The 21,810-nt window shown below is 64.6% G+C and carries 20 protein-coding genes; 16 read left to right on the top strand and 4 right to left on the bottom strand.

Annotated features, from left to right (window positions below; genetic code table 11):
• The first annotated feature begins 25 nt into the window (after positions 1 to 25).
• The 6 genes from nrdR (at position 26) to E3O45_RS09020 (ending at position 5,500) form a co-directional block, all read left to right on the top strand.
• Positions 26 to 568: a transcriptional regulator NrdR gene (nrdR, locus tag E3O45_RS09045; RefSeq protein WP_134443102.1), complete on the top strand. Its 543-nt coding sequence runs from the start codon at positions 26 to 28 to the stop codon at positions 566 to 568.
• Positions 569 to 587: 19 nt separating this feature from the next.
• On the top strand, positions 588 to 1,625 hold the full coding sequence (locus E3O45_RS09040) for a quinone-dependent dihydroorotate dehydrogenase (protein ID WP_134443101.1): 1,038 nt from the start codon (positions 588 to 590) through the stop codon (positions 1,623 to 1,625).
• Positions 1,626 to 1,831: 206 nt separating this feature from the next.
• Positions 1,832 to 2,923, top strand: a complete 1,092-nt coding sequence (locus E3O45_RS09035; protein ID WP_134443100.1) for an ABC transporter substrate-binding protein — start codon at positions 1,832 to 1,834, stop codon at positions 2,921 to 2,923.
• Between the two features lie 116 nt (positions 2,924 to 3,039).
• Positions 3,040 to 3,885 carry an ABC transporter ATP-binding protein gene (locus E3O45_RS09030; protein ID WP_134443099.1) on the top strand — a complete coding sequence of 282 codons (846 nt, stop codon included), beginning with the start codon at positions 3,040 to 3,042 and terminating at the stop codon, positions 3,883 to 3,885.
• The gene (locus E3O45_RS09025) at positions 3,882 to 4,694 is read left to right on the top strand and encodes an ABC transporter permease (protein ID WP_241985298.1); all 813 of its coding nucleotides are present in this window, start codon (positions 3,882 to 3,884) and stop codon (positions 4,692 to 4,694) included. Before E3O45_RS09030 ends, E3O45_RS09025 begins: the two co-directional genes overlap by 4 nt.
• Entirely contained in the window at positions 4,691 to 5,500 is an 810-nt protein-coding gene (locus E3O45_RS09020; protein WP_134443098.1) for an ABC transporter permease, read from the top strand. The genes E3O45_RS09025 and E3O45_RS09020 overlap by 4 nt, the downstream gene beginning before the upstream one ends.
• A 53-nt stretch (positions 5,501 to 5,553) precedes the next feature.
• Here the strand turns inward: E3O45_RS09020 and E3O45_RS09015 are convergent, their stop codons facing one another.
• Positions 5,554 to 6,576 (bottom strand): App1 family protein, encoded by a 1,023-nt coding sequence (locus E3O45_RS09015; protein ID WP_134443192.1) that lies wholly within the window; start codon positions 6,574 to 6,576, stop codon positions 5,554 to 5,556.
• Between the two features lie 148 nt (positions 6,577 to 6,724).
• Between E3O45_RS09015 and E3O45_RS09010 the strand changes: the two genes are divergently transcribed.
• The 5 genes from E3O45_RS09010 to E3O45_RS08990 all read left to right on the top strand — a co-directional run bounded on the left by E3O45_RS09010 (position 6,725) and on the right by E3O45_RS08990 (position 10,875).
• Positions 6,725 to 7,402, top strand: coding sequence for a TetR/AcrR family transcriptional regulator (locus E3O45_RS09010; protein ID WP_092450497.1), 678 nt, complete (start codon positions 6,725 to 6,727; stop codon positions 7,400 to 7,402).
• Between the two features lie 200 nt (positions 7,403 to 7,602).
• On the top strand, positions 7,603 to 8,535 hold the full coding sequence (locus tag E3O45_RS09005; protein WP_134443097.1) for an ABC transporter ATP-binding protein: 933 nt from the start codon (positions 7,603 to 7,605) through the stop codon (positions 8,533 to 8,535).
• Positions 8,532 to 9,215, top strand: a complete 684-nt coding sequence (locus E3O45_RS09000) for an ABC transporter permease (RefSeq protein ID WP_092450492.1) — start codon at positions 8,532 to 8,534, stop codon at positions 9,213 to 9,215. The genes E3O45_RS09005 and E3O45_RS09000 overlap by 4 nt, the downstream gene beginning before the upstream one ends.
• Positions 9,212 to 9,919 carry an ABC transporter permease gene (locus E3O45_RS08995; RefSeq protein ID WP_092450489.1) on the top strand — a complete coding sequence of 236 codons (708 nt, stop codon included), beginning with the start codon at positions 9,212 to 9,214 and terminating at the stop codon, positions 9,917 to 9,919. Before E3O45_RS09000 ends, E3O45_RS08995 begins: the two co-directional genes overlap by 4 nt.
• Before the next feature lie 29 nt (positions 9,920 to 9,948).
• Positions 9,949 to 10,875, top strand: a complete 927-nt coding sequence (locus E3O45_RS08990; protein ID WP_134443096.1) for an ABC transporter substrate-binding protein — start codon at positions 9,949 to 9,951, stop codon at positions 10,873 to 10,875.
• 64 nt (positions 10,876 to 10,939) lie between these two features.
• Here E3O45_RS08990 and E3O45_RS08985 read toward each other — a convergent pair whose 3' ends face one another.
• Positions 10,940 to 11,890 (bottom strand): M56 family metallopeptidase, encoded by a 951-nt coding sequence (locus tag E3O45_RS08985; RefSeq protein WP_241985297.1) that lies wholly within the window; start codon positions 11,888 to 11,890, stop codon positions 10,940 to 10,942.
• 27 nt (positions 11,891 to 11,917) lie between these two features.
• The gene (locus E3O45_RS08980) at positions 11,918 to 12,304 is read right to left on the bottom strand and encodes a BlaI/MecI/CopY family transcriptional regulator (protein ID WP_134443094.1); all 387 of its coding nucleotides are present in this window, start codon (positions 12,302 to 12,304) and stop codon (positions 11,918 to 11,920) included.
• 143 nt (positions 12,305 to 12,447) lie between these two features.
• Here E3O45_RS08980 and E3O45_RS08975 point away from each other — a divergent pair, with 143 nt between their 5' ends.
• The 4 genes from E3O45_RS08975 (at position 12,448) to cydC (ending at position 18,307) form a co-directional block, all read left to right on the top strand.
• Positions 12,448 to 13,860, top strand: coding sequence for a cytochrome ubiquinol oxidase subunit I (locus E3O45_RS08975; protein ID WP_134443093.1), 1,413 nt, complete (start codon positions 12,448 to 12,450; stop codon positions 13,858 to 13,860).
• A 22-nt stretch (positions 13,861 to 13,882) separates the two neighbouring features.
• Positions 13,883 to 14,887 carry a cytochrome d ubiquinol oxidase subunit II gene (gene cydB / locus E3O45_RS08970; protein ID WP_134443092.1) on the top strand — a complete coding sequence of 335 codons (1,005 nt, stop codon included), beginning with the start codon at positions 13,883 to 13,885 and terminating at the stop codon, positions 14,885 to 14,887.
• Positions 14,888 to 14,952: 65 nt separating this feature from the next.
• Complete coding sequence (cydD, locus tag E3O45_RS08965) at positions 14,953 to 16,623, top strand: thiol reductant ABC exporter subunit CydD (RefSeq protein ID WP_134443091.1); 1,671 nt, start codon at positions 14,953 to 14,955, stop codon at positions 16,621 to 16,623.
• The gene (gene cydC, locus E3O45_RS08960; RefSeq protein WP_134443090.1) at positions 16,616 to 18,307 is read left to right on the top strand and encodes a thiol reductant ABC exporter subunit CydC; all 1,692 of its coding nucleotides are present in this window, start codon (positions 16,616 to 16,618) and stop codon (positions 18,305 to 18,307) included. Before cydD ends, cydC begins: the two co-directional genes overlap by 8 nt.
• On the opposite strand, the gene E3O45_RS08955 is transcribed toward cydC, so the two are convergent.
• Entirely contained in the window at positions 18,304 to 18,939 is a 636-nt protein-coding gene (locus E3O45_RS08955; RefSeq protein WP_092450475.1) for a DedA family protein, read from the bottom strand. The genes cydC and E3O45_RS08955 overlap by 4 nt on opposite strands.
• Before the next feature lie 199 nt (positions 18,940 to 19,138).
• Between E3O45_RS08955 and leuS the strand changes: the two genes are divergently transcribed.
• Positions 19,139 to 21,724 carry a leucine--tRNA ligase gene (gene leuS / locus E3O45_RS08950; protein ID WP_370449885.1) on the top strand — a complete coding sequence of 862 codons (2,586 nt, stop codon included), beginning with the start codon at positions 19,139 to 19,141 and terminating at the stop codon, positions 21,722 to 21,724.
• Positions 21,725 to 21,810 lie beyond the last annotated feature (86 nt).

Here is a 21,810-nt window from a genome sequence, read left to right as displayed (position 1 = left end):
CCGGGACCGGTAGACTGGCAGCACAATGTTTTGCCCGTTCTGTCGCCACCCCGATTCCCGAGTCATCGACTCGCGCACGAGCGACGACGGCCTCTCGATTCGTCGTCGTCGTCAGTGCCCCGAATGCGGTCGCCGCTTCAGTACCACCGAAACAGCGAGCCTGAACATTATCAAGCGCAGCGGCGTGGTCGAGCCGTTCAGCCGCGAGAAGATCGTCACCGGCGTGCGCAAGGCCTGCCAAGGCCGACCGGTCACCGACTCCGACCTGGCCATGCTGGCTCAGAAGGTTGAAGAGACGATTCGGCAGACCGGAGCGGCACAGATCGAGGCCAACGACATCGGGCTGGCCATCCTCCCGCCGCTACGCGACCTCGACGAGGTCGCGTACTTGCGCTTCGCGAGTGTGTATCAGAGCTTCGATTCTCTCGACGACTTCGAAAGCGCCATCGAGCAGCTGCGCACGGAGCACAAGGCCGCTCAGGCCAGCAAACGAGCGCAACCAGCGGATGCTGCCGGCGCCGCGGCCGCGTCAGCGGAGTCCACGTCCACCAGTTCCACTAAACCGTAGGTGTAAGGTCCAGGGCGCGATGTATCCACTTTTCTTCAAATTCGTGCTCACCAGGATGGACCCCGAGCGCGCCCACCACCTCGCGTTCATCGTCATCCGTCACCTGCCGAGCCTCGGAATCGGCCGCCTCGTGCACCGTTTCACCCGGCCGCGCACCGACCTCGGCGTCGACACCCTCGGCCTGCACTTCGACTCACCGTTCGGCGTCGCCGCTGGGTTCGACAAAGACGGCGAGGCCGTCATCGGACTCGGCCAGCTCGGATTCGGGCACGTCGAGGTCGGCACCCTCACCGCGCTCGCCCAGCCCGGCAACCCGACCCCGCGACTCTTTCGGTTGGTGGCCGACCGCGCCGTCATTAACCGCATGGGCTTCAACAACCACGGCGCCGCGGCCGCTGTCGATCGACTCGCTCGCGTGCGTGCCGTGCCGGGGCGCCCCGTGCTCGGCATCAACATCGGCAAGAGCCGTGTCACCGCCGTCGAGAATGCGACGGCCGACTACCTACAGAGCGCTAAAACCCTCGCCGCTCTCGCCGACTATCTCGTCGTCAACGTGAGCTCGCCCAACACTCCAGGCCTGCGCGGCCTGCAAGAGCTTGACCAGCTCGCCCCGCTGCTGATGGCGGTCAAACAGGCTGCCGGCGATACCCCGCTACTTGTGAAGATCGCCCCCGATCTGGCGGATGCCGAGGTGGCCCGCATCGCCACCCTCGCCGTCGAACTGGGCCTCGACGGAATCATCGCCACCAACACCACGATCTCCCGCACCGGCCTGAAAACGGATGCGGCGACCGTCGACGCAGCCGGAGCCGGCGGCCTGTCTGGCGCCCCGCTGGGGGCCCGCTCCCTCGCCATCCTGCACCAGATTCGCGCTGTCGTGCCGGCCGGGTTCTGTGTCATCTCGGTTGGCGGCGTCGACACGGCAGCCCAGGTCGCCGAGCGTCTCGCCGCCGGAGCCACCCTCGTGCAGGGCTACACCGCGTTCCTCTACCGCGGTCCGCTCTGGGCTCGCCAGATCAACCGCGGCCTCGACCGCCTGCTGGCGCCGACGGGCTGAGCGGCCGGGCCGGGCCAGTGCGGCGTAGAACCGGGCTAGCGGAGGCAACCCTTCTTTTTTAGACATCCGTTCGAAACAAAGTCGAACTCGAATCGATATCTGCCCCGCCTAAACTGCCATTTCTGGTGCTGTTCTGCCCAGGAAATTCATGATCCACAGCGTCTGTACCACCGCAGCGCCCTTGCACCCTCGAGAGGAATCCCGCAATGACACCATCCAGAGGCTTTTCTACCCATAATCGAGCGGTTGTCCGGGTGGTCAAGGGCGTCGCCACCGCCGCCGTGCTGGCCTTGGCACTGACGGCCTGCGCGGGCAGCGATACCCCGGATGCCGCGGGTACGGCCGGGGAGGGTGCCTCCTTCGGCGACGCGAGCATCCAGTTCAGCTGGATCAAGAACGCCGAGTTCATGGGCGAATACCTCGCCGATCAGAACGGTTACTTTGCCGAGGCCGGTTTCGATGCCGTGGACATGATCGAGGGTCCGGCGTCCATTGAAGCTGCCGTCATCTCGGGCAACGTCGACGTCGGCATCGGCAACGCCATCTCCACCGGAACGATCATCGCCAACGAGGGCGCTCCGCTGAAGATTATCGGCGCCACCTACCAGAAGAACCCGTTCACGATTCTTTCGCTCGCCGACAAGGGCAATATCGCCGGTCTCGACGATCTGCTGGGCAAGACCATCGGCGTGCAGGCGAGCAACCTGAGCCTGTGGGAAGCCTTCCTCGAAATCAACGACATCGACGAGGATTCCCTGACCACCCTTCCGGTGCAGTACGACCCGACCCCGCTGTTCAACGGTGAGGTCGACGGTTGGTTCTCCTACCTGACCAACGAGTCCATCGACGCCGAGCTTCTCGGGCTCGACCCGGTCAACCTGCCGCTGGCCGACTTCGGCCTGCCGTTCGTCGCCGAAACCCTCACCGTGACCGACGACGCGATCAAGAACGACCGGGAGAAGCTCAAGGCCCTGCTGGTCGCCGAGATCCGTGGCTGGACCGACGCTATCAACGACCCGGCCGCCGCGGCGAAACTCACCGTCGACACCTACGGGCCGACCTTCGATCTCACCATCGAGAAGGAAACCCGTCAGGCCGAGATTCAGTCCACCGACCTCGTGGTGAGCGCGGACACCCTGGCCAACGGGCTGTTCACGATCAGCTCTGAGCTGCAACAGCAGAGCATCGACACGCTCGAAGCGACCGGCCTGACGATCACGGCGAGCCAGTTGTTCGATCTCACCCTGCTCGCCGAGGTCTACGCCGAGAACCCCGACCTGCTCGCGTACAGCAAGTAGCAGCCCGGTCGGCCGGCTTGCGGGTCGCGTCAGCGTTCCGCAAGCCGGTCTGACCGGAACGTAAAATGGGTACCGGACGAGAACCAATCGCTGTCGCCGCTAAGGAGTAAGAAGACGTGAGTAGTACTGATGCCGGTGTTCGTGATTCAGCGGTCCGCGCCGAGGCGGAGGCGGCCGCTTCGGGAACCGGCCTGCATATCTCCCAGTTGCACAAGGTCTTCGCCGCCGGGCGCAAAGAGGTCGTCGCCCTCGACAATGCCAACCTGCACACCGACAAGGGCAGTTTTCTCTCCCTGCTCGGGCCGTCCGGGTGTGGAAAATCCACCATTCTGCGCATCCTCGCCGGGCTCGAGCAGCCAACGAGTGGCACGACCAGGGTGGACGGCAAGAGCCCGCAGGAGCTGCGTGGCGGGCACCAGCTCGGCATCGCCTTCCAGGATTCCGCCCTCCTGCCCTGGCGCAGCGTGCGCTCGAATATCCGTCTGCCGTTCGAAGTCGCTCGCATTCCCGTCGACGATGCCTACATCGATGAACTGATCGCCCTCGTCGGACTGCAGGGCTTTGAGAAGGCCAAGCCCGCGCAGCTCTCCGGCGGCATGAAGCAGCGCGTGTCCATCGCCCGGTCGCTTGTACTCAAACCCTCGGTGCTGCTGCTCGACGAACCCTTCGGGGCCCTCGACGACATGACCAGGCAGCGTCTCAACCTTGAGCTGCTGCGCATCTGGACCCAGAAGCCGGCCACCACGCTCTTGGTCACCCACGGAATCGCCGAGGCGATCTTCCTCTCCGACCACGTCGCGGTAATGAGCGCACGTCCCGGTCGGGTCAAGGAAGTCATCGACATCGACCTGCCCCGGCCCCGGTTGCCGGAGATGATGCGTTCGCCCGAGTTTCACTCCCTGCATGACCGTGCCTCCGACCTGCTATTTAGCGATGCCGCCGTGCAGGGCGACGACCAGTGATTCGAAGTTCGCTGCGCGCCCTGCCCGCCTGGGCGACCGGGCTGATCGGGGTCGCCGGCGTTGTCGCACTGTGGTGGATCAGCGCCGTCACTGTCTTGGCCGAGGTCGGCTCGATGCCGGGCGGCGCGGTGCCGACCCCGCTGGATGTGCTCCGTCAACTGCTCAGCGATGGGCCGGCCTTCTACCTGCCGCACGTCAGCGTCACCGTGCTCGAAGCGCTCATCGGCTTCGCCTGGGGCAACGGGCTCGCCCTGGCCCTCGCCGGCCTCGTGCTGCTGCTGCCACGCATCGAGAAGATCGCCATGCAGATCGCCGTGATCACCTACTGCATCCCGATCGTCGCCATCGGCCCGATCGCCTACATCGTGATCGGCGCGCCGAGCGCCGGCGACCCGGCCGGAACGGCGGTTTTTCTCGCGGCCATATCCGTGTTCTTCACGACCGTGATCGGTTCCCTGGTCGGTCTGAAGGCAGCGGATGCCGCGAGCCTCGACCTCATCACCGTGTACGGCGGCAGCAGATTCACGCAGCTGCGCAAGGTGCGCCTGATCGCGGGGCTGCCCAGTGTGCTGACGGCGTTGCAGATCGCCGCGCCGGCCGCCTTCATCGGGGCGATCCTGGGGGAGTACCTCGGCGGGGTCAGCCGCGGCCTCGGCATCGCCATGCTCGTGGCCGGTTCAACGGCCAACGTCGACCGGGTGTGGAGCCTCGCGCTCGTCGCAGGAGTCACCGCGGGGCTCGGCTACGCGATTTTCGCCGTCATAGTGCGTTTCGCCACGCCGTGGACGACCGGACGGAGCAGTCGATGAGCTTCGCACGAGTCGCAGTCACGACCGTACTGCGCGGACTGCTGACCGGGCTCGTCACCCTCATTCTCGTGCTGCTCGCCTGGCAGGCACTGCTCCTCGTGCTGGACATTTCGCCCTTCCTGGCCAAGGGACCGCTCGACGTCTGGACCTGGCTCGTCACCGTTCCCGAGGCCGCCGATAATCGGGCCCTCATTCTGGGCAACCTCGTGGTGACCCTGAGCGACGCCTTTCTCGGGTTCGTCGCCGGGCTCACCTGTGCCCTGCTGCTCGCGGTCGTGTTCACCCTGTCGCGGGGTATAGAGCATGCCCTCATGCCCATCGCCCTGCTGCTGCGGTCGGTGCCGCTCGTGGCCCTCGTGCCGATCATCAGCCTCATCACCGGGCGCGGACTCACCACCGCGGTCGTGATGGGCGCCATCGTCGTTCTGTTCCCCGCCCTCGTGAACATCGCCTTCGGTCTGCGGTCCTCCTCACCGCAGATCAGCGATGTGATCACGGTCTACGGCGGCAGCGCCGTCACGACCCTGCGCAAGGTGGCATTGCCGAGCTCCCTGCCCTCGTTTTTCGCCGCGGTGAAGATCTCGGTGCCCGGCGCTATCACCGGGGCACTCTTGGCTGAGTGGCTGACCACCGGCCAGGGCCTCGGCAACTCGATCGTCGCCGCTGTCGCCAAGGTGCAGAATTCTGAGGTGTGGGCCTCGGTCGTGGTGATCACCATCGTCTCGCTCGCCCTCTACGGCCTGGCCCAGGTCGTCGAGAACCTGGTGCTGCGCCGCATGAGCATGGATCAGAGCACCGCGGGGTAACCCAACGCGATCACATCGCTGGTCGTGTCAAAGCCGCTCAGATCTGGCCGGGCTCAAATCAGGCCGTGCTCGGCCAACTGGCTGGACAGGCTGGACCCATCGGGGCCGTACACCCAGGGGGCCTCAGGGCCGCCCTCGATGAGCACGGCGTCGCGGGAGCGGCCGCCGGCGAGCACGGCCTCGCTGGGGGAGAGCTGGCGAATGGCCACGGCGGCGACGCTTCCGGGGTAGTCGCGTTGAAAGTCGCTGTAGATGGCTTCGTCGTGCTGGCCGTCGTCACCGATCAGAATCCAGCGGATTTCCGGAAACTGTTCGGCGAGCCGCCGCAGGTTGTCGCGTTTGTGGGCACTCCCGCTGCGGAACCAGCGGTCGTGCGTCGGGCCCCAGTCTGTCAGGAGCAGTGCCCCGGCCGGGTACAGGTTGCGGGAGAGAAAACGGGACAGGGTCGGTGCCACGTTCCAGGCTCCGGTCGAGAGATAGATGACCGGAGCACCCGGGGTGAACGCCGCGAGCCGTTCCAGAAAGACCGCCATCCCTGGGGTCGGCACGCGGGCATGCTCGTCGAGCACAAACGTGTTCCAGGCTGCCAGCAGGGGCCGGGGGAGGGTTGTGACCATGACGGTGTCGTCGACATCAGAAACGACACCGTAGCCGACCGTTGGGGCAACGATGAAGATGGGGGCGTGTTGAACGTCGGAGAATTCGGTGTGCAGTCGGGCGACGTGCCACCCCGGGGGCAATGACACGGGCACCACGGTGTCGACGACCCCGCCCCGGTCTGCCTGCACGTGATGGGTCTGGCCATCGATCTCGATCGTGACCGTGACGTCATTGACCGGAACGCTTGTGAAGCTGCGCCAGCCTCGAATGCCGGCGTCGCGGCCATCCGCTCTCGGACGTTTTTGCCGTTTTTCCGGCTTGTCCGGCTTGGCCAGCAGAACGCGGCAGAGAATGCGCACCCACCCGGTGGAGCCATAGCCGGAATACGGGATGACGGTCGGTCGGTAGCCGCGGCGACGGGCGGAGTGTTCCCGCCGATCGTGCAGCCAATCCTCGATCCGGGCGGCGCGGTGCATGATTCGCACGGGACTGGTCGCGTTCGGCGTGTTGTCTCGGGACTCTGGCACTCCCTCATTCTGCCATGCTTGCTGTGCATCCCCCGATCAGAGATGTATAAATGGGGTTTTACCCCGTATGATGTTGACTTATCTTCAAGGGGGATAAATGCCGCTTAATGGCCTATTGGGTGAAGACGCTGGCGCCGCACCACAGCAGGTGCGCGCTGAGCCGATTCAGCAGCGCAGTGCAGCACGGTTGTCCGGTTTGCTCGATGCCGCAGCTGCGGTCGTGGACGAGGTCGGTTTCGACCGCATCACGACGGCGATGATCGCTGAGCGTGCCGGTGCGTCGATCGGTACGGTCTACCGCTATTACCCCGACCGGGTGGCTGTTCTGCACGCCCTGCACGAGCGTGCCGTCGTGCGTTTTCGGCAGCGCGTCGTCGACGAGCTCGGTGCAAGCACCCTTACCACCTGGTGGGACGCTGTCGACTGTGTCGTCACGGCCTTCGTCGGTCTGTACCGTTCAGAGCCCGGCTTTCGCATCGTCAACTTCGATGACCGAGACGGTGCTCCGGCAGCGGATGCCGCGGCCGACGTTGATTTCTTCGCCCGCCGCCTGGCTGATGTGCTCGTGAACGAGTTCAATCTGCCCGCCGGCCCGGAGCTCATCTTTCGCCTCGAAGTCGCCGTCGAAATGGCCGACGCACTGTTGGCACGTGCTTTCCACAGCGAGCCGCTCGGTGAAGAACGGTTTATCGCCGAGTGTCGGCTGGTGTTGCGCGAGTACCTCGACCGCTATTACAGCCCGCGGGCGCTCAGCCTCCTCGCCGCTGCGTCGTAGCCTCTGCTCGTCGTAGCGGCTGCGCGTCGATCTGCCGCTGCATTGCTCGGTGGGGTGGTCGGAATTTGAGGCAGTGGGTTGCCTGTTCGCTCCGGGATGAATTCTTTTTGCGTAATCTGTTTTGCCTGTCGCGGAGAAAAGTGGTTGGGTTAGCATCTGGTTTGTCTGACCCGACTTGATGCGAGGAGCGAGCCACCACGATGATTGAATTCCACTCGGTGACCAAACGGTTCCCCGACGGCACGGTTGCCGTCGATGGCTTCAGCCTCGTGCTGCCCTCGCGCAAAACCACCGTATTGGTCGGAACCTCGGGGTCGGGAAAGACAACGCTGCTGCGCATGATCAACCGGATGGTCGACCCGACGAGCGGGTCCATCGAGATTGACGGGGCCGATATAGGCACACTCGAACCGGTCAAACTGCGGCGTGGGATCGGCTACGTCATGCAGAACTCGGGGCTGCTTCCCCATCGCAAGGTCATCGACAACGTCGCCACCGTGCCGATGCTCTCGGGGATTCCTAAGAAGAGAGCCCGCGCCGAGGCTCTGCAGTTACTCGACACGGTCGGTCTTGATCGATCGCTCGCCAACCGGTACCCGAGTCAGCTCTCCGGCGGCCAGCAGCAACGAGTCGGAGTGGCGCGCGGCCTCGCGGTCAATCCCAACATTCTGCTCATGGATGAGCCCTTCGGCGCCGTTGACCCCATTGTGCGGGCGGAACTGCAGCAGGAGTTGCTGCGCCTGCAGCGGGAACTCGGAAAAACGGTCGTGTTTGTGACGCATGACATTGACGAAGCTTTTTTGCTCGGCGACCAGGTGGTGATTCTGCGTACCGGCGGGCTGATCGCCCAGGTGGGGTCCCCGGCGGAGATCCTGGCCAATCCGGCAGACGATTTTGTGGCCACCTTTGTCGGAGCAGATCGCGGCAAACGCGTGCTGCACCTCGAGTCCCACTCGGATGGCGACGTGCTTGTCGACGCCGATGGACGGCTCGCCGGCGTACTCGCGGGTGGAACGTCCCCGAGTGCCGCCGCTGGAGCAAAGACCGCGCCCGAAGAAAAGACCGCCCCCGAAGTAAAGGCCGGCCCGTTCGCGGGATCGGGTGCCCCGGCGCAGGGTGGGGATCCCCGGTGACCTGGATATGGTCAAACCTGGACCTCATCTGGGATCGCACTCTCGATCACGTCGTGCTGAGCGTTCCGCCCATCATCCTCAGTTTTCTCCTGGCTGTTCCCCTCGGCTGGCTGGCATACCGCTTCCGCGTTGGGCGCGGCATCATTCTCTCGGGCGTAGGCCTGCTGTACGCCGTACCCTCGCTCCCACTCTTCATTGTGCTTCCTTTCATCGTGGGAACGACCGTTCGTTCGCCGCTCAATCTCATCATCGCCCTGACGCTCTACGGTGTGGCGCTCATGGTGCGAGTGGTGGCCGATGGTCTCGCCTCCGTCGACCGGAACGTTCGACAGTCCGCGATGGCGGTGGGCTTCTCCGAGTGGACCCAGTTCTGGCGGGTGGAGTTTCCACTCGCGGGTCCGGTCCTGCTGGCCGGGTTGCGGGTCGTCGCAGTGAGTACGGTCAGTCTCGCTACGGTGGGCGCTGTCATTGGTGCCCAGAGCCTGGGCAGTCTGTTCACCGACGGTTTTCAGCGCGGCATCCAGGCGGAAATCATTGCCGGAATTATCGCCACGGTCGTACTCGCGCTGGCACTGGACGGGGCTCTCGTTCTTCTCGGTCGCCTCCTCATGCCGTGGACGAGATCTGCGCCATCGGCGGCGCGCGCGCCGATGCGCTCTGACAAGGAGGCGGTGGCATGAACTTCTTTGCAGATGCAGTCGCGTGGCTGTTCGATCCGACCAACTATGTGGGATCGAATGCCATCGGCATCCGGGTATTGGAACACCTGGGTTTTACTTTGCTCACACTTGTCTTTGCGTCCGTCATCGCCATACCGCTGGGCTTCTTCATTGGACACACCGGACGCGGGCGTGGCTTGGCCGTCGGAACTGCAGGCGCTTTCCGTTCCATTCCGACCCTGGGGTTGCTCACGCTTGTCGCTCTGTCGGTGGGAATCGGTCTGACCGCACCCTACGCGGCCCTCACGGTGCTCGCGATCCCACCCATTCTCGCGGGGGCATACACCGGCTTTGAAGCGATTGATCGCGCGACCATCGATGCCGCCAGAGCCGTGGGGATGTCGGAGGGGCAGATTGTGCGCAAAGTGGAGCTTCCGCTCAGCCTTCCTCTCTTGATGGGTGGGTTGCGCTCGGCCACGCTGCAAATCGTGGCCACCGCCACACTCGCTGCCTACGTGGCCGACATCGGACTGGGCCGCTTCCTGTTCACGGGGTTGAAAAATCTCGATTATGCGCAGATGCTGGGCGGGTCCATTCTCGTTATTCTGCTCGCGCTGCTGCTTGAGGGTATCTTTACGGTGCTTCAGAAATTGGTTGTTCCCCGCGGAGTTGCGGCCGGACGCCCCACAGACATCTGGGCCGGTTTCACCAAGCTGGCCCGGTGATGGAATTCGCCATCATGAAAGGAAAACGCATGTTCACAGCAAAAAAAGGCCGACTCACGCTCATCAGTGTGGTCGCGGTTGGGGCCGCAGTAGCCCTCGCAGGGTGCGCGTCCGGTGATCCCCTGGGCAGTGGAAGTGGCGCCACAAGCGCTGCCGACACGCTCGTTGTGGGTTCCCAGGACTACTACTCCAACGAGATCATCGCCGAGATCTACTCGCAGGCATTAGAGGCCAACGGTTTCACCGTCGACCGCACGTTCCGGATAGGCCAGCGCGAGGTGTACCTGCCCGAGCTGGAAGCAGGCGGCGTCGATGTATTCCCCGAATACACCGGTAGCCTGCTGCAGGCACTCGAACCGAACGCTGTCGGTGGCACGAGCGACGCGATCTACACCGAGCTCCAAGCGGCGCTTCCTTCCACCCTGCGCGTGCTGGACAAAGCGGCGGCCTCAGACCAGAATTCCTGGACCGTAACCCAAGCCTTCGCGGAAAAATACAACCTAACGGACATCGCGTCACTGAAGAATGTCACCGAACCGCTCATGGTTGGTGGCACCTCTGTGCTGGAGACACGTCCGTATGGGCCGGCCGCCCTCAAGGCGAAGTACGGCATCGAAACCGCCGGTTTCACCCCGATTGAGGATGGTGGTGGTCCGCTGACCGTTAAGGCTCTTGTTGACAACGCGATTCAGCTGACCAATATTTATACGGCAAGCCCCAACATCAAGTCAGACAAGCTCGTGGCGCTGAGCGACCCCGATGGTCTCTTCTTCTCGGACAACGTCGTGCCTTTGGTTTCCGAAAAGGTCACCGACAAGGCCGCGTCGGTACTGAACAAGATCAGTGCTGCCCTCAGCGCTGAGGACCTGGTGAGCCTCAACTCTGAGAGCGTCAATGACCAGAAGTCCGCTGAGGCCATCGCGGCGGCCTGGCTCGAAAAGGCAAACCTCTTCTAGCAGGATCGTTTCACCCAAAACCCTCATAACGTCCCTTCTTGGGCGGTGTGAGGGTTTTGTGCGTCTATGCCCGCAACAGCACGATGGCGGGGGCGAGGGCGAGCGCGATCGCGGTCACGAAGACGGCCATGGTGGCGAGGCGGGACAGGGGAAGAGCCTGGTTCATGAGCCGGTACACCCGCGGAGCGACGAGAGCGCGCTCCGGCGACGAGATCCATGGCTCGTCCGACTCGCCATCCGACGCCGCGGCGAGGACCTCCGGTTGTTGCCCCAGCCCCACGAGCGCGATAGCGGTAGCAAGTGTGCGGTCGTCCACGTCGCGGCGTGCGCGATCGTCCGCGATCATTTCAACCAAGAGCGCCACGGCATTTTCGGCGCGATTGGCGATGGGAAACCAGGGTAGGGCGCTGTGCCAACTCTTGAAGGCCAGTAACACCAGGTGATGCTGCTGAACCAGATGGGCTCGTTCGTGGGCGATCACCGCACGCACCTGGTCGGCGTCGAGCAGGCGGAGCAATCCCTTAGACAGCACCGTCGCGGAATGACCAGCACCGGGAAGGCAATAGGCGACCGGGGCAGGATGGTCGATGACGCGCATTCCCGGTTGGCCGTTCAGAGGATCGCTGAGCAGGGCGATGAGAGTGTAGTGGCGGCGTCGCTGTCGCTCGGCGCGCACGAAAGTGGCGAACAAATTCAACAGCAGGTGAGTGCTGAGCAGAATAGCTGCCCCGAGCGCGAGCACGTGGGTGAAACTCGTATCGGCCGGAAGAGTGCCGGACCGCAGGCTGTCGCCGAGGGCGATGACGCTCTGTAGCAGAGCATTACCGAACGGAACAAGACCGTAGAGCAGCAGTGAGCCGATCATCGACATGCCACCGGACAGGGCGATGGCCTGCCAGAGCACGAGGGCGACGTCCGGGGAGCGCGCGGGCCAATCCGAGCGGGCCAGCACCAACGGAAAAGGCCAAGCGAGAATCACGGCAATGACGCCAAGCAGGGCGGCGCTGATGATCACGGGTATCGCAGTTAAGGTCTGGCGGAGTTAGAGGTTGTCGGTCGTCGCAACGCCGAGGAGCTGGCGCAGTGTGTCTGCCTCCTGAGGGGTGACGCCTCCAATGAACCGCACGAGGGCCGCTTGGCGGTCCGGCACCTGCCCGAGTACCTCATGCATGAGCCCGGCCGTGTGGGTCGCACGGGTCATAACAGCGGTGTACGTGTGTGGGCGGACGCTGCGGTCGCGGGTGACGAAACCCTTTGTCTCAAGTCGAGACAACACCGTCAGAACGGTTGTGGTCGCCAGTGGCTTCGTGGGCTTGGTCGCAAGACCCGGGCGCATTAAAGAATCCTTGAGGTCGTTGGCGGTCAACGGTGTGGGGGAGTCCCACAGAACATCCATCAGAAGCCGCTCAAGCACGCCCAAATTTGCCATACGCAGCATCCTACGCGGTCGAACTGTAATTTCTACGTGTCGTAGAAAATTGCTGTCATACCCAGGTTTCTACACAGCGTAGAAGTGTAGTGTTCTACACAGCGTAGAAATTATGCGTGATGCGAATAAATGCTGGAGGGCATATGAACGAGTGGTTGGATCCGTTACTCCTCTCACGGTGGCAGTTCGGTCTTACGACCGTTTACCATTTCCTCTTCGTACCTCTCACCATTGGCATGGCCCTCACGGTTGCCATCGTCCAGACGGCGTGGGTGCGCACCGACAAGGCCAAGTACTTGCAGCTGACGCACTTCTTCGGCAAAATCTTTCTGATCAACTTCGCCATGGGCGTCGTGACGGGAATCGTGCAGGAGTTTCAGTTCGGTATGAACTGGTCGGATTACTCGCGCTTCGTCGGTGACGTGTTCGGGGCCCCGCTCGCGTTCGAGGGCATCCTTGCCTTCTTCCTCGAGGCGACGTTCATCGGCCTGTGGATCTTTGGCTGGGACAAACTGCCGAAGAAGGTGCATCTCGCCACCATCTGGCTCACCGTGATGGGCAGCATCACGTCGGCTTACTTCATCCTCGCGGCCAACGCCTTCATGCAGAACCCGATCGCGTATACCATCAACGCGGAGAAGGGCCGGGCCGAGCTGACTAGCATCGGGGACCTGCTCACCAACCCAATCGCACTGGCGGCGTTCCCGCACACCATCTTCGCGTGTTTCATGGTGTCGGCAGGCCTGATCATTTCGGTGGCGGCCTGGCACCTGGCACGTAACCAGCATTTTGAGACCATGCGCCCAGCTCTCAAATTCGGTCTGTGGATGATGGTCCTGGCCGGCATTGGTACAACTCTCGCCGGCGACCAGCTCAGCCTCGTGATGGGTGAGGTACAGCCGATGAAAATGGCAGCCGCCGAGGCGCTCTACCACACGGCCACCGGAGCCAACGCGTCGTTCTCCCTCTTTACACTCGGCACGCCCGACGGTGTGCACGAACTCTTCTCGATCCGCATCCCGTACCTGCTCTCGTTCCTCTCGACCCACACCTTCGACGGCACCGTGCAGGGCATCAACAACTTGCAGGCCCAGTACGTTTCGACGTACGGCCCCGGCGACTACACGCCCACCATCTGGATCACCTATTGGGCGTTCCGCTGGATGATCGCTCTCGGTCTCGTACACATGCTCGTGGCCGTCGTTGGGCTGTTTCTCACCCGCAAGGGACGGATGCCGACGCAGAATTGGGTATGGAAGCTCGCTATTTGGAGCTTCCCCGCTTCGCTACTCGCGATGACGGTCGGCTGGGTATTCACCGAAATGGGCCGCCAGCCGTGGCTCGTGTTTGGTCTGCTGAGAACGCAGGACGGCGTTTCACCCGGCGTGACCGGCGTGGAAATTCTCATCTCCCTGATCGCCTTCACGGTGCTCTACGGCATTCTCGTGGTGGTCGAGTTCAAACTCATCCTGAAAGCCGTTCAGAAGGGGCCGGACGATGCTCCGGTTCTCGACGCCGAGTCCGGCGAAGTCAAGCACACCGCCACGGTCTATTAAGACGGGTCTAGGGGAATACAAAATGGATCTCACAATTCTTTGGTTCTGGATCATCGCTGTCATGTTCGTTGGGTACTTCGTGCTCGATGGATTCGATTTTGGGGTCGGCATGTCTCTCCCATTCCTGGGCCGGGACGACACCGATCGCCGCGTTCTCATCAACACCATCGGTCCGGTTTGGGACCTTAACGAGACCTGGGTGATCGTGGCTGGGGCGTCGTTGTTCGCGGCGTTCCCCGAATGGTACGCAACGATGTTCAGCGGTTTCTACCTCCCGCTCATGCTTATTCTGGTGGCCCTGATCGTGCGCGGGGTGTCGTTTGAATACCGGCACCAACGCCCCGAATCTTCGTGGAAGAAATGGTTCGACGGCATGATAATCGTCGGATCGGCCGTTCCGGCATTGCTCTGGGGTGTGGCGTTCGCGAACATCGTGCGCGGCGTGAACCTCGACGTCAACCACAACTACACCGGTACCTTCTTTGACCTACTCAACCCGTATGCCCTGCTCGGTGGGGTCACCACTCTGCTGCTGTTCTTTGTGCACGGTGTGGTCTTCATCTCGCTCAAGACCGAGGGTGACATTAGAGTGCGGGCACGCAAGCTCGCCACCAAAGCCGGCATCCTGACGATCGTTGTCGCGGCTACCTTCCTGGTGTGGACAATCTTTGCCTACGGCACCGTGGCATCCGCTCTTCTGGCCGCCGTGGCGGCTGGTGCACTGATCGCATCGTTCCTCGCCAACCTGCGCGGGGCCGAGCGGCTCGCATTCGGCTTGATGGCCGGCGCTATCGGGTTGGTCGTGCTGAGCCTGTTCGCTTCGCTGTTTCCCGAGGTCATGCCGGCGAGTAACGACCCAGCCAACAGCCTGACCATCGCCAACGCCTCCTCGTCGGCGTACACGCTGGGTGTGATGAGCTGGACGGCACTGATCGGAATGCCCGTCATTCTGCTCTATCAGGGTTGGACCTACTGGGTATTCCGCAAGCGCATTGGTCGGGCCCATATTGAGGTCTCTGTTCACTAGCTCGCCCCTGACGAGTACCCCGTTGACCAGCACACCCGTGACACGGGCTGTGGGAGAATAAGCCAGTGCGCCCCCTGGATCCTCGCCTTCTTCGTTATGCCTCAGCGGCGCGCCGGTTTCTTCTCATTGGCGCGCTGCTCGGGTTCGCACAAACCCTCGTTGTCGTCGCCTTCGCGTGGTTTCTCACCCGAGCAATCACCCTCCTGGTGGCGGGGGAGCCCCTCACTGAGATCGTACCCACGCTGGTCGCCCTGGCCGCGGTCATTGTGCTGCGGTCTCTGCTGATCTGGTTGCTGGAAGTCGCGGCCAACCGCGGTGCGGCGCAGGTAAAGAGTCAACTGCGCACCAAGGTCATGGCCAAGCTCGCCGAGCGCGGCCCCGACTGGGTCGCCTCGCAGCAGAGTGCACGCCTGGCGACCGTTGTCACGACCGGCCTCGACGCACTCGACAACTACTTCGCGCGGTATCTGCCGCAGCTGTTGCTGACCGCGATCGCCACGCCGATTCTGATCGCGGTAATGCTCTGGCAAGACCTGCCCAGCGGCCTCACCGTCATCATCGTGATCCCGCTCATCCCCGTGTTCATGATTCTCATCGGCCGGGTCACCCAGTCGGTACAGCAAGACCAGTGGCAGGCACTGCAACGCCTCTCCACCGGGTTTCTCGACGTGGTCGGCGGCCTCGGCACCCTCAAGATCTACGGCCGGGAACGCCGTCAGTTTGATCGCATCCGTTCCATCACCGAGCAGTACCGCACCCGTACCATGAAGGTGCTGCGGGTCTCCTTTCTGAGCGGCTTCGTGCTCGAACTGGCCGCGAGTCTCTCGGTCGCTCTCATCGCCGTGTCGATTGGCCTGCGGCTCATCGACGGCGCGCTGCTGCTCGGCGTCGGGCTGTTCGTCCTGCTGCTGGCCCCCGAGGCGTTTCTGCCGGTGCGCCAGGTCGGAGCGCAATTTCACGCCGCGGCCGACGGCCTGGCCGCTGCCGAAGAGCTGTTCAAGATTCTCGACGACGACTCCAATAAAGCGGATGCCCCGGCGCCGGTCGATCCTGCGGCTGCGCCGGTCGCGCTGGGAGGCCTCGGTGCCGGCGCGCTGCGCCTGGTCGACGTGTCTATTCGGCGCGGCGACACCGTCGTGATCGACCGGCTGGACGCCGAATTCGCCTCCGGGCAAATTAGCGTGCTGCGCGGCGTGAGCGGAGTCGGCAAGTCCACCCTCGTCGCCGCCCTGCTCGGCTTCGTACCCCTGACCGGCGCAGTGACGCTCGGCGGCGTTGCCGTGGCAGCCGGGCCGAGTCGGCCGTGGCTGGCCTGGGCCGGCCAGCGACCCGGCCTGGTCCGGGGAACGGTGGCCGAGAATGTGGCGCTGGGGGCGGCATCCACTGGCCAGGGCACGCCCACCGGGACTCTGGTCGCTCAGGCCCTCGACTGGGCGGGGGCCGCTGAGGTTTCACCGGCCACGGTGCTCGGGGTCAACGGCGACGGGCTTTCGGGTGGGCAGGCGCAGCGCGTCGCCGCCGCGCGGGCGATCTACCGGGCCCTCGCGACCGAGTGCCAGGTCGTGATTCTGGACGAACCCAGCTCGGCGCTCGACGTCGACGCCGAGGCCGGCCTGCTGGCCGGGCTGCGCCGACTGGCCGATCAGGGCCGCGTCGTGATCGTGGTCAGCCACCGGCCGGGCGTCCTGGCCGCAGCTGACCATATGATCGAGCTGCAGGAGCTGATTCATGTCTGACCGGACGCCGAGCCCGACCGCGCGCGACGTACTGCGGCTCGCCCAGCCGCGCCCGCGCTGGTTCGCTCCAGGCCTGCTGGCCGGCGTGACGAGCGCCGTCATGGCGGTGGCGCTGCTGGCCTGCTCGGCCTGGCTCATTACCCGCGCCGCCGAAATGCCGTCCCTGGCCTATCTGGGCTTGGCCGTCGTCGGCGTGCGTGCCTTCGCCATCTTTCGGTCCGTGTTTCGCTACCTGGAGCGCCTGACCAGCCACGATGCCGCATTCCGGCAACTCGCCGAACTCCGCCTGGGCATCTTTCGTCGTATCGTTCCGGTCGCCCCGGCCGGCCTGGCCCAGACCGGGCGCGGCGATCTGCTCACCCGCCTCGTGCGCGACGTCGATGACCTGCAGGACCTGCCGCTGCGGGTTGTGCAACCGCTGCTGGTCGCGGGAATCACCACCCTGCTCAGCGTGATCGGCATCTGGCTGATCGTGCCGGCCGCCGGCCTCACCCTGCTCGTCTGCCTGCTGTTGGCCGGAGTGCTCGGCACCCTCTTTTCCGGCAGCCTCGCTGCCCGGGCAGAGCGGGAGCTCGCACCGCTCCGCGGCACCCTCGCCGATGAGGTGCTCGAAATCGTGGAGAACCTCGACGTGCTCACCGCCTTCGACGCCCTCAGGCCGCGTCTCGCCGCGCTCGCCCGCACCGATGAGCGCCTGCGCCGGGCCACCCTGCGCCGCTCGGTCGGAGTGGGTGTGCAATCGGCCGTCGTTGCGCTGTTTGCCGGTGCGGCAACGCTGGGCGCGCTCTACTTCGGCATACCCGCGCTCAACGGCGGCGGCGGACTCCTCAGCCCGGACCTGCTCGGCCCGACCCTCATCGTCGCCGTGCTCGTGCCGCTGGCCGTATTCGAGGTGTTCGGAATGATTCCGCTCGCCGCCTCGGCCTGGCGCCAGGTGCGGGTGAGCGCGCGGCGCGTCGCCGAGGTTGTTCCGGCTTCGCCACCGGCTGAGATTCCCGTCGATGTTCCGAACCCCCGGCCGTTGCGGGCAACCCCGGTCATGCTCGAACTGACCGACCTGGGTGCCAGCTGGCCCGGCCAGACCGAACCGGGCGTGGCCGGTGTGACCCTTCGGCTCGCGCCGGGGGACCGGGTGCACCTGGCCGGACCGAGTGGTGCCGGCAAGACCACCCTCGCGCAGGCCCTGGTGCGGTTTCTTGACTACACCGGTTCGTACCGTCTGAACGGGGTCGAAGCCCGCCTGCTCGCTCAGACCGACGTGCGGCGGGTGGTCGGACTGTGCGAGCAGCGCCCGTGGTTATTTGACGACAGCATCCGTCAAAATCTGCTGTTTGCCCGCGATACTGCCACCGACGCCGAGTTGTTGGCCGTGCTGGCCCGCGTCGGACTGGCCGAATGGGTCGCAGCGCGCGGCGGCCTCGATGCCCGGGTCGGGGAGCGCGGCGCCCTGGTCTCCGGCGGACAGGCTCAGCGGATTGCCCTGGCCAGGGCCCTGCTGGCCGACTTTCCGGTGCTCATCGTCGACGAACCCACCGCGAACGTCGACAGCGCCCAGGCGGATGCCCTCGTGCGCGACCTGCTGAGAGCTGCGGCCGACGCCCACCGGGCCGTGCTGCTCATCTCCCACACGCCGGTGCCCGACGACCTGGTGACGGGCCGGGTGACCCTGCCCGCCCGGACTTAGTCCATGTGACGCAGCTCGCGGCGGTGCAGCCATTTCTTGATCAGGAACACCGCCAGTACGAACAGTGCGATCACGCCGACGAACAGGTAGCCGGCGAAGTGCAGGCTGCCGCTGAGCTCGCGGTAGCCGCCGGCCGCCGCCGACCCGACGGTGACATAGGCGAGTGACCAGATAACGCAGGCGGGCACGGTCCAGGCCATGAAGGTGCGGTAGCGCATATGGCTCATTCCGACGGTGACCGGAATGAGGGAGTGCAGCACCGGCAGAAACCGGGAGATGAACACGGCCAAACCACCGCGCCGGTCGAGGTAGTTCTCGGCGCGAATCCAGTTGTGTTCGCCGATGCGGCGGCCCAGCCGGCTCGCGCGGATGAACGGTCCGAAGTGGTGACCGAGCGCGAAGCCGATGCTCTCCCCGCCCAGGGCGCCGACGATCACGGCGAGCACGAGCGTGACAAACTCGACCGGGCCGGAGACCGCCGTGCTGGCGACGATCACTATGGTGTCGCCGGGAACGACCAGGCCGACCAGCACTGAAGTTTCCAGCAGCATACCCAAAAAGGCCAGCAGCGTTCGAACGACCGGGTCGACGCTGGATACGGTGTCGAGGATCCACGTGAGGATGTCATTCATTTCGCTCAGCCTACGTGCTGCGCCTGAATCAACAAGGCCGGGCTCTCTGGCGGCCCGGGCGGCCAGCTGCGAAGGCTTCGTGCCTCGTGCGACCTTGGAGTCGCTGCGTCCTAGTAATCTAAAGGGGGGTACACCGGCGCTTTGTTGCGCGTGCACCTCGTATCAATCATGTCTAACCCCTGCAATGAATGAGAGTCACGTGGTTCACGAGCACGAAAGCGTCCGCATCGATTCGAGCGTTGAGAGCGACGAAGAAGTGTATGACTTCGCCGCGATCCAGGCGAAGTGGCAACCCATCTGGGAGGAGCTCGCTCCGTTCAAGACGAGCGGTGAGGGCGACACCCGCCCACGCAAGTACGTGCTCGATATGTTCCCTTACCCCTCCGGCGACCTGCACATGGGCCACGCCGAGGTCTATGCGCTCGGCGACGTCGTCGCCCGCTACTGGCGCCACCAGGGTTTCAACGTGCTGCACCCGATCGGCTGGGATTCCTTCGGCCTGCCCGCCGAGAACGCCGCCATCAAGCGGGGCATCGACCCGCGCGGCTGGACCTACGACAACATCGCCCAGCAGAAGAAGAGCATGAAGCTCTACGCGACCAGCTTCGACTGGGACCGCGAACTGCATACGAGCGACCCCGAATATTACAAGTGGACCCAGTGGCTGTTCCTGCAGCTGTACAAGAAGGGCCTGGCCTACCGCAAGGACAGCTGGGTCAACTGGGACCCGATCGACCAGACCGTACTCGCCAACGAGCAGGTGCTGGCCGACGGCACGAGCGACCGCAGCGGCGCCGTCGTCGTGAAGAAGAAACTCACCCAGTGGTACTTCAAGATCACCGACTACGCCGACCGTCTGCTGGATGACCTCAATCAGCTCGAGGGAACCTGGCCGGCCAAGGTGCTCAACATGCAGCGCAACTGGATCGGCCGCTCCATCGGAGCGGATGTCGACTTCCAGGTCGAGGGGCGCACCGAACGCGTCACCGTGTTCACCACCCGGCCGGACACGCTGTTCGGCGCGACGTTCATGGTCGTCGCCCCGGATTGCGACCTCGCCGCTGAACTCGTCGCCGAGGCGACGCCCGAGGTGCAGGAAGCCTTCCAGGATTACCTCGTGCAGGTTCAGCGCAGCACCGAGATCGAGCGTCAGGCCACCGACCGGCCCAAGACCGGCGTGTTCATCGGCCGCTACGCGATCAACCCGGTCAACGGGGAACGCCTCCCGATCTGGGCGGCGGACTACGTGCTTGCCGATTACGGCACCGGCGCGATCATGGCCGTGCCGGCCCACGACCAGCGCGACCTCGATTTCGCCCGCGCCTTCGACCTGCCCGTGCGCGTCGTCGTCGACACCAACTCGCCGGCCACCGGCATGATCCCGGTGATCACCCAGGGCATGCTCGACGGCACCGAAGAGCTGCCGGCGCTCGACCCGCTCAGCACCGGCATCGCCCTGGCAGGCGAGGGCCGCCTCATCAACTCCGGTCCGCTCAACGGCCTGAGCAAGATCACCGCGATCAAGCGCATCGTCGAGCAGCTCGCCGCCGACGGGCTCGGCCGGTCGGCTAAGAACTATCGTCTGCGCGACTGGCTGGTTTCCCGGCAGCGTTACTGGGGCGCTCCGATCCCGATCATCCACGGCGCCGATGGCGCAGAGATCCCGGTTCCCGAAGACCAGCTGCCGGTGCTGCTGCCGCCGGCAGAGGGCCTCGATCTGAAGCCGCGGGGAACGTCGCCGCTCGGCGGCGCGACCGACTGGGTCAACGTGCCGAACCCGATCGACGGCACGCCGGCGACCCGCGACGCCGACACCCTGGACACCTTCGTCGACAGCTCCTGGTACTTTCTGCGGTTCCTGAACCCCACGGACGACACCAAGGCCTTCGACCCGAAAGAGGCCGAGAAGTGGGCGCCCGTCGACCAGTACGTTGGCGGCGTCGAGCACGCCATTCTGCACCTGCTGTACGCGCGGTTCATCACGAAGTTCCTCTTCGACGAGGGCTATGTGAGCTTCACCGAGCCGTTCACCGCCCTGCTCAACCAGGGCATGGTGATTCTCGACGGCGCCAAGATGAGCAAAAGCAAAGGCAACCTGGTCTACTTCACCGAGGAGATCGAACGCCACGGCGTTGACGCCGTACGCCTCACGATGGCCTTCGCCGGCCCGCCCGAAGACGACATCGATTGGTCTGACGTTTCCCCGGTCGGCTCGGCCAAGTTCCTGGCCCGCGCCTGGCGCGTCGCCCGCGACGTCACGAGTGCGCCCGATGTGGAGTGGAAGACGGGCGACGTCACCCTGCGCCGTGTCACCCACCGGTTCTTGTCCGACGCACCCGGCCTGGTGGAGTCGTTCAAGTTCAACGTCGTCGTCGCCCGCCTGATGGAGCTCGTCAACGCGACCCGCAAGGTCATCGATACCGGTGCCGGGCCAGCGGATGCCGCCGTGCGCGAAGCCGCCGAAGCCACCGCCATGGCGCTGAACCTGTTCGCCCCCTACGCCGCGGAGGACATGTGGGAGCACCTCGGCTACGAGCCGTGCATCGCCCTCGTGCCGTGGCGCAAGGCCGAGCAGACCCTGCTCGTGCAGGAATCGGTCACCGCGGTCGTCCAGGTCGACGGCAAGATGCGCACCCTCCTCGAGGTATCGCCGAAAATCTCGAGCGAAGACTTGGAGAAGATGGCGCGGGAAGCCGCCGCGGTCATCCGTTCGATCGGTGATCGCGAGATCATCAAGGTGATTGTGCGCGTGCCGAAGCTCGTCTCCTTCGTCACCCGCCCATAGCGGAAGGCAAAATCGGGCCGCGGTCGATCCCTCGCAGGATCGGCCGGGGCCTTCTCCACAGGCCCGTCCTGCTTTCTCTGTGCACA

This window comes from Cryobacterium sp. TMS1-20-1 (assembly GCF_004402355.1).
GTDB lineage: Bacteria > Actinomycetota > Actinomycetes > Actinomycetales > Microbacteriaceae > Cryobacterium > Cryobacterium levicorallinum.
Note: the sequence above shows the minus strand (reverse complement) of the source record. Positions and strands in the feature narration are given on the sequence as shown.

Coding starts and splice junctions, on each gene's coding strand:
- cydB (WP_134443092.1), top strand. CDS start 13,883: ATGGATCTCACAATTCTTTGGTTCTGGATCATCGCTGTCATGTTCGTT.
- nrdR (WP_134443102.1), top strand. CDS start 26: ATGTTTTGCCCGTTCTGTCGCCACCCCGATTCCCGAGTCATCGACTCG.
- E3O45_RS08975 (WP_134443093.1), top strand. CDS start 12,448: ATGAACGAGTGGTTGGATCCGTTACTCCTCTCACGGTGGCAGTTCGGT.
- E3O45_RS09020 (WP_134443098.1), top strand. CDS start 4,691: ATGAGCTTCGCACGAGTCGCAGTCACGACCGTACTGCGCGGACTGCTG.
- E3O45_RS09040 (WP_134443101.1), top strand. CDS start 588: ATGTATCCACTTTTCTTCAAATTCGTGCTCACCAGGATGGACCCCGAG.
- E3O45_RS09015 (WP_134443192.1), bottom strand. CDS start 6,576: ATGCACCGCGCCGCCCGGATCGAGGATTGGCTGCACGATCGGCGGGAA.
- E3O45_RS09035 (WP_134443100.1), top strand. CDS start 1,832: ATGACACCATCCAGAGGCTTTTCTACCCATAATCGAGCGGTTGTCCGG.
- cydC (WP_134443090.1), top strand. CDS start 16,616: ATGTCTGACCGGACGCCGAGCCCGACCGCGCGCGACGTACTGCGGCTC.
- E3O45_RS08955 (WP_092450475.1), bottom strand. CDS start 18,939: ATGAATGACATCCTCACGTGGATCCTCGACACCGTATCCAGCGTCGAC.
- E3O45_RS08980 (WP_134443094.1), bottom strand. CDS start 12,304: ATGGCAAATTTGGGCGTGCTTGAGCGGCTTCTGATGGATGTTCTGTGG.
- E3O45_RS09010 (WP_092450497.1), top strand. CDS start 6,725: ATGCCGCTTAATGGCCTATTGGGTGAAGACGCTGGCGCCGCACCACAG.
- E3O45_RS08990 (WP_134443096.1), top strand. CDS start 9,949: ATGTTCACAGCAAAAAAAGGCCGACTCACGCTCATCAGTGTGGTCGCG.
- E3O45_RS09005 (WP_134443097.1), top strand. CDS start 7,603: ATGATTGAATTCCACTCGGTGACCAAACGGTTCCCCGACGGCACGGTT.
- E3O45_RS08995 (WP_092450489.1), top strand. CDS start 9,212: ATGAACTTCTTTGCAGATGCAGTCGCGTGGCTGTTCGATCCGACCAAC.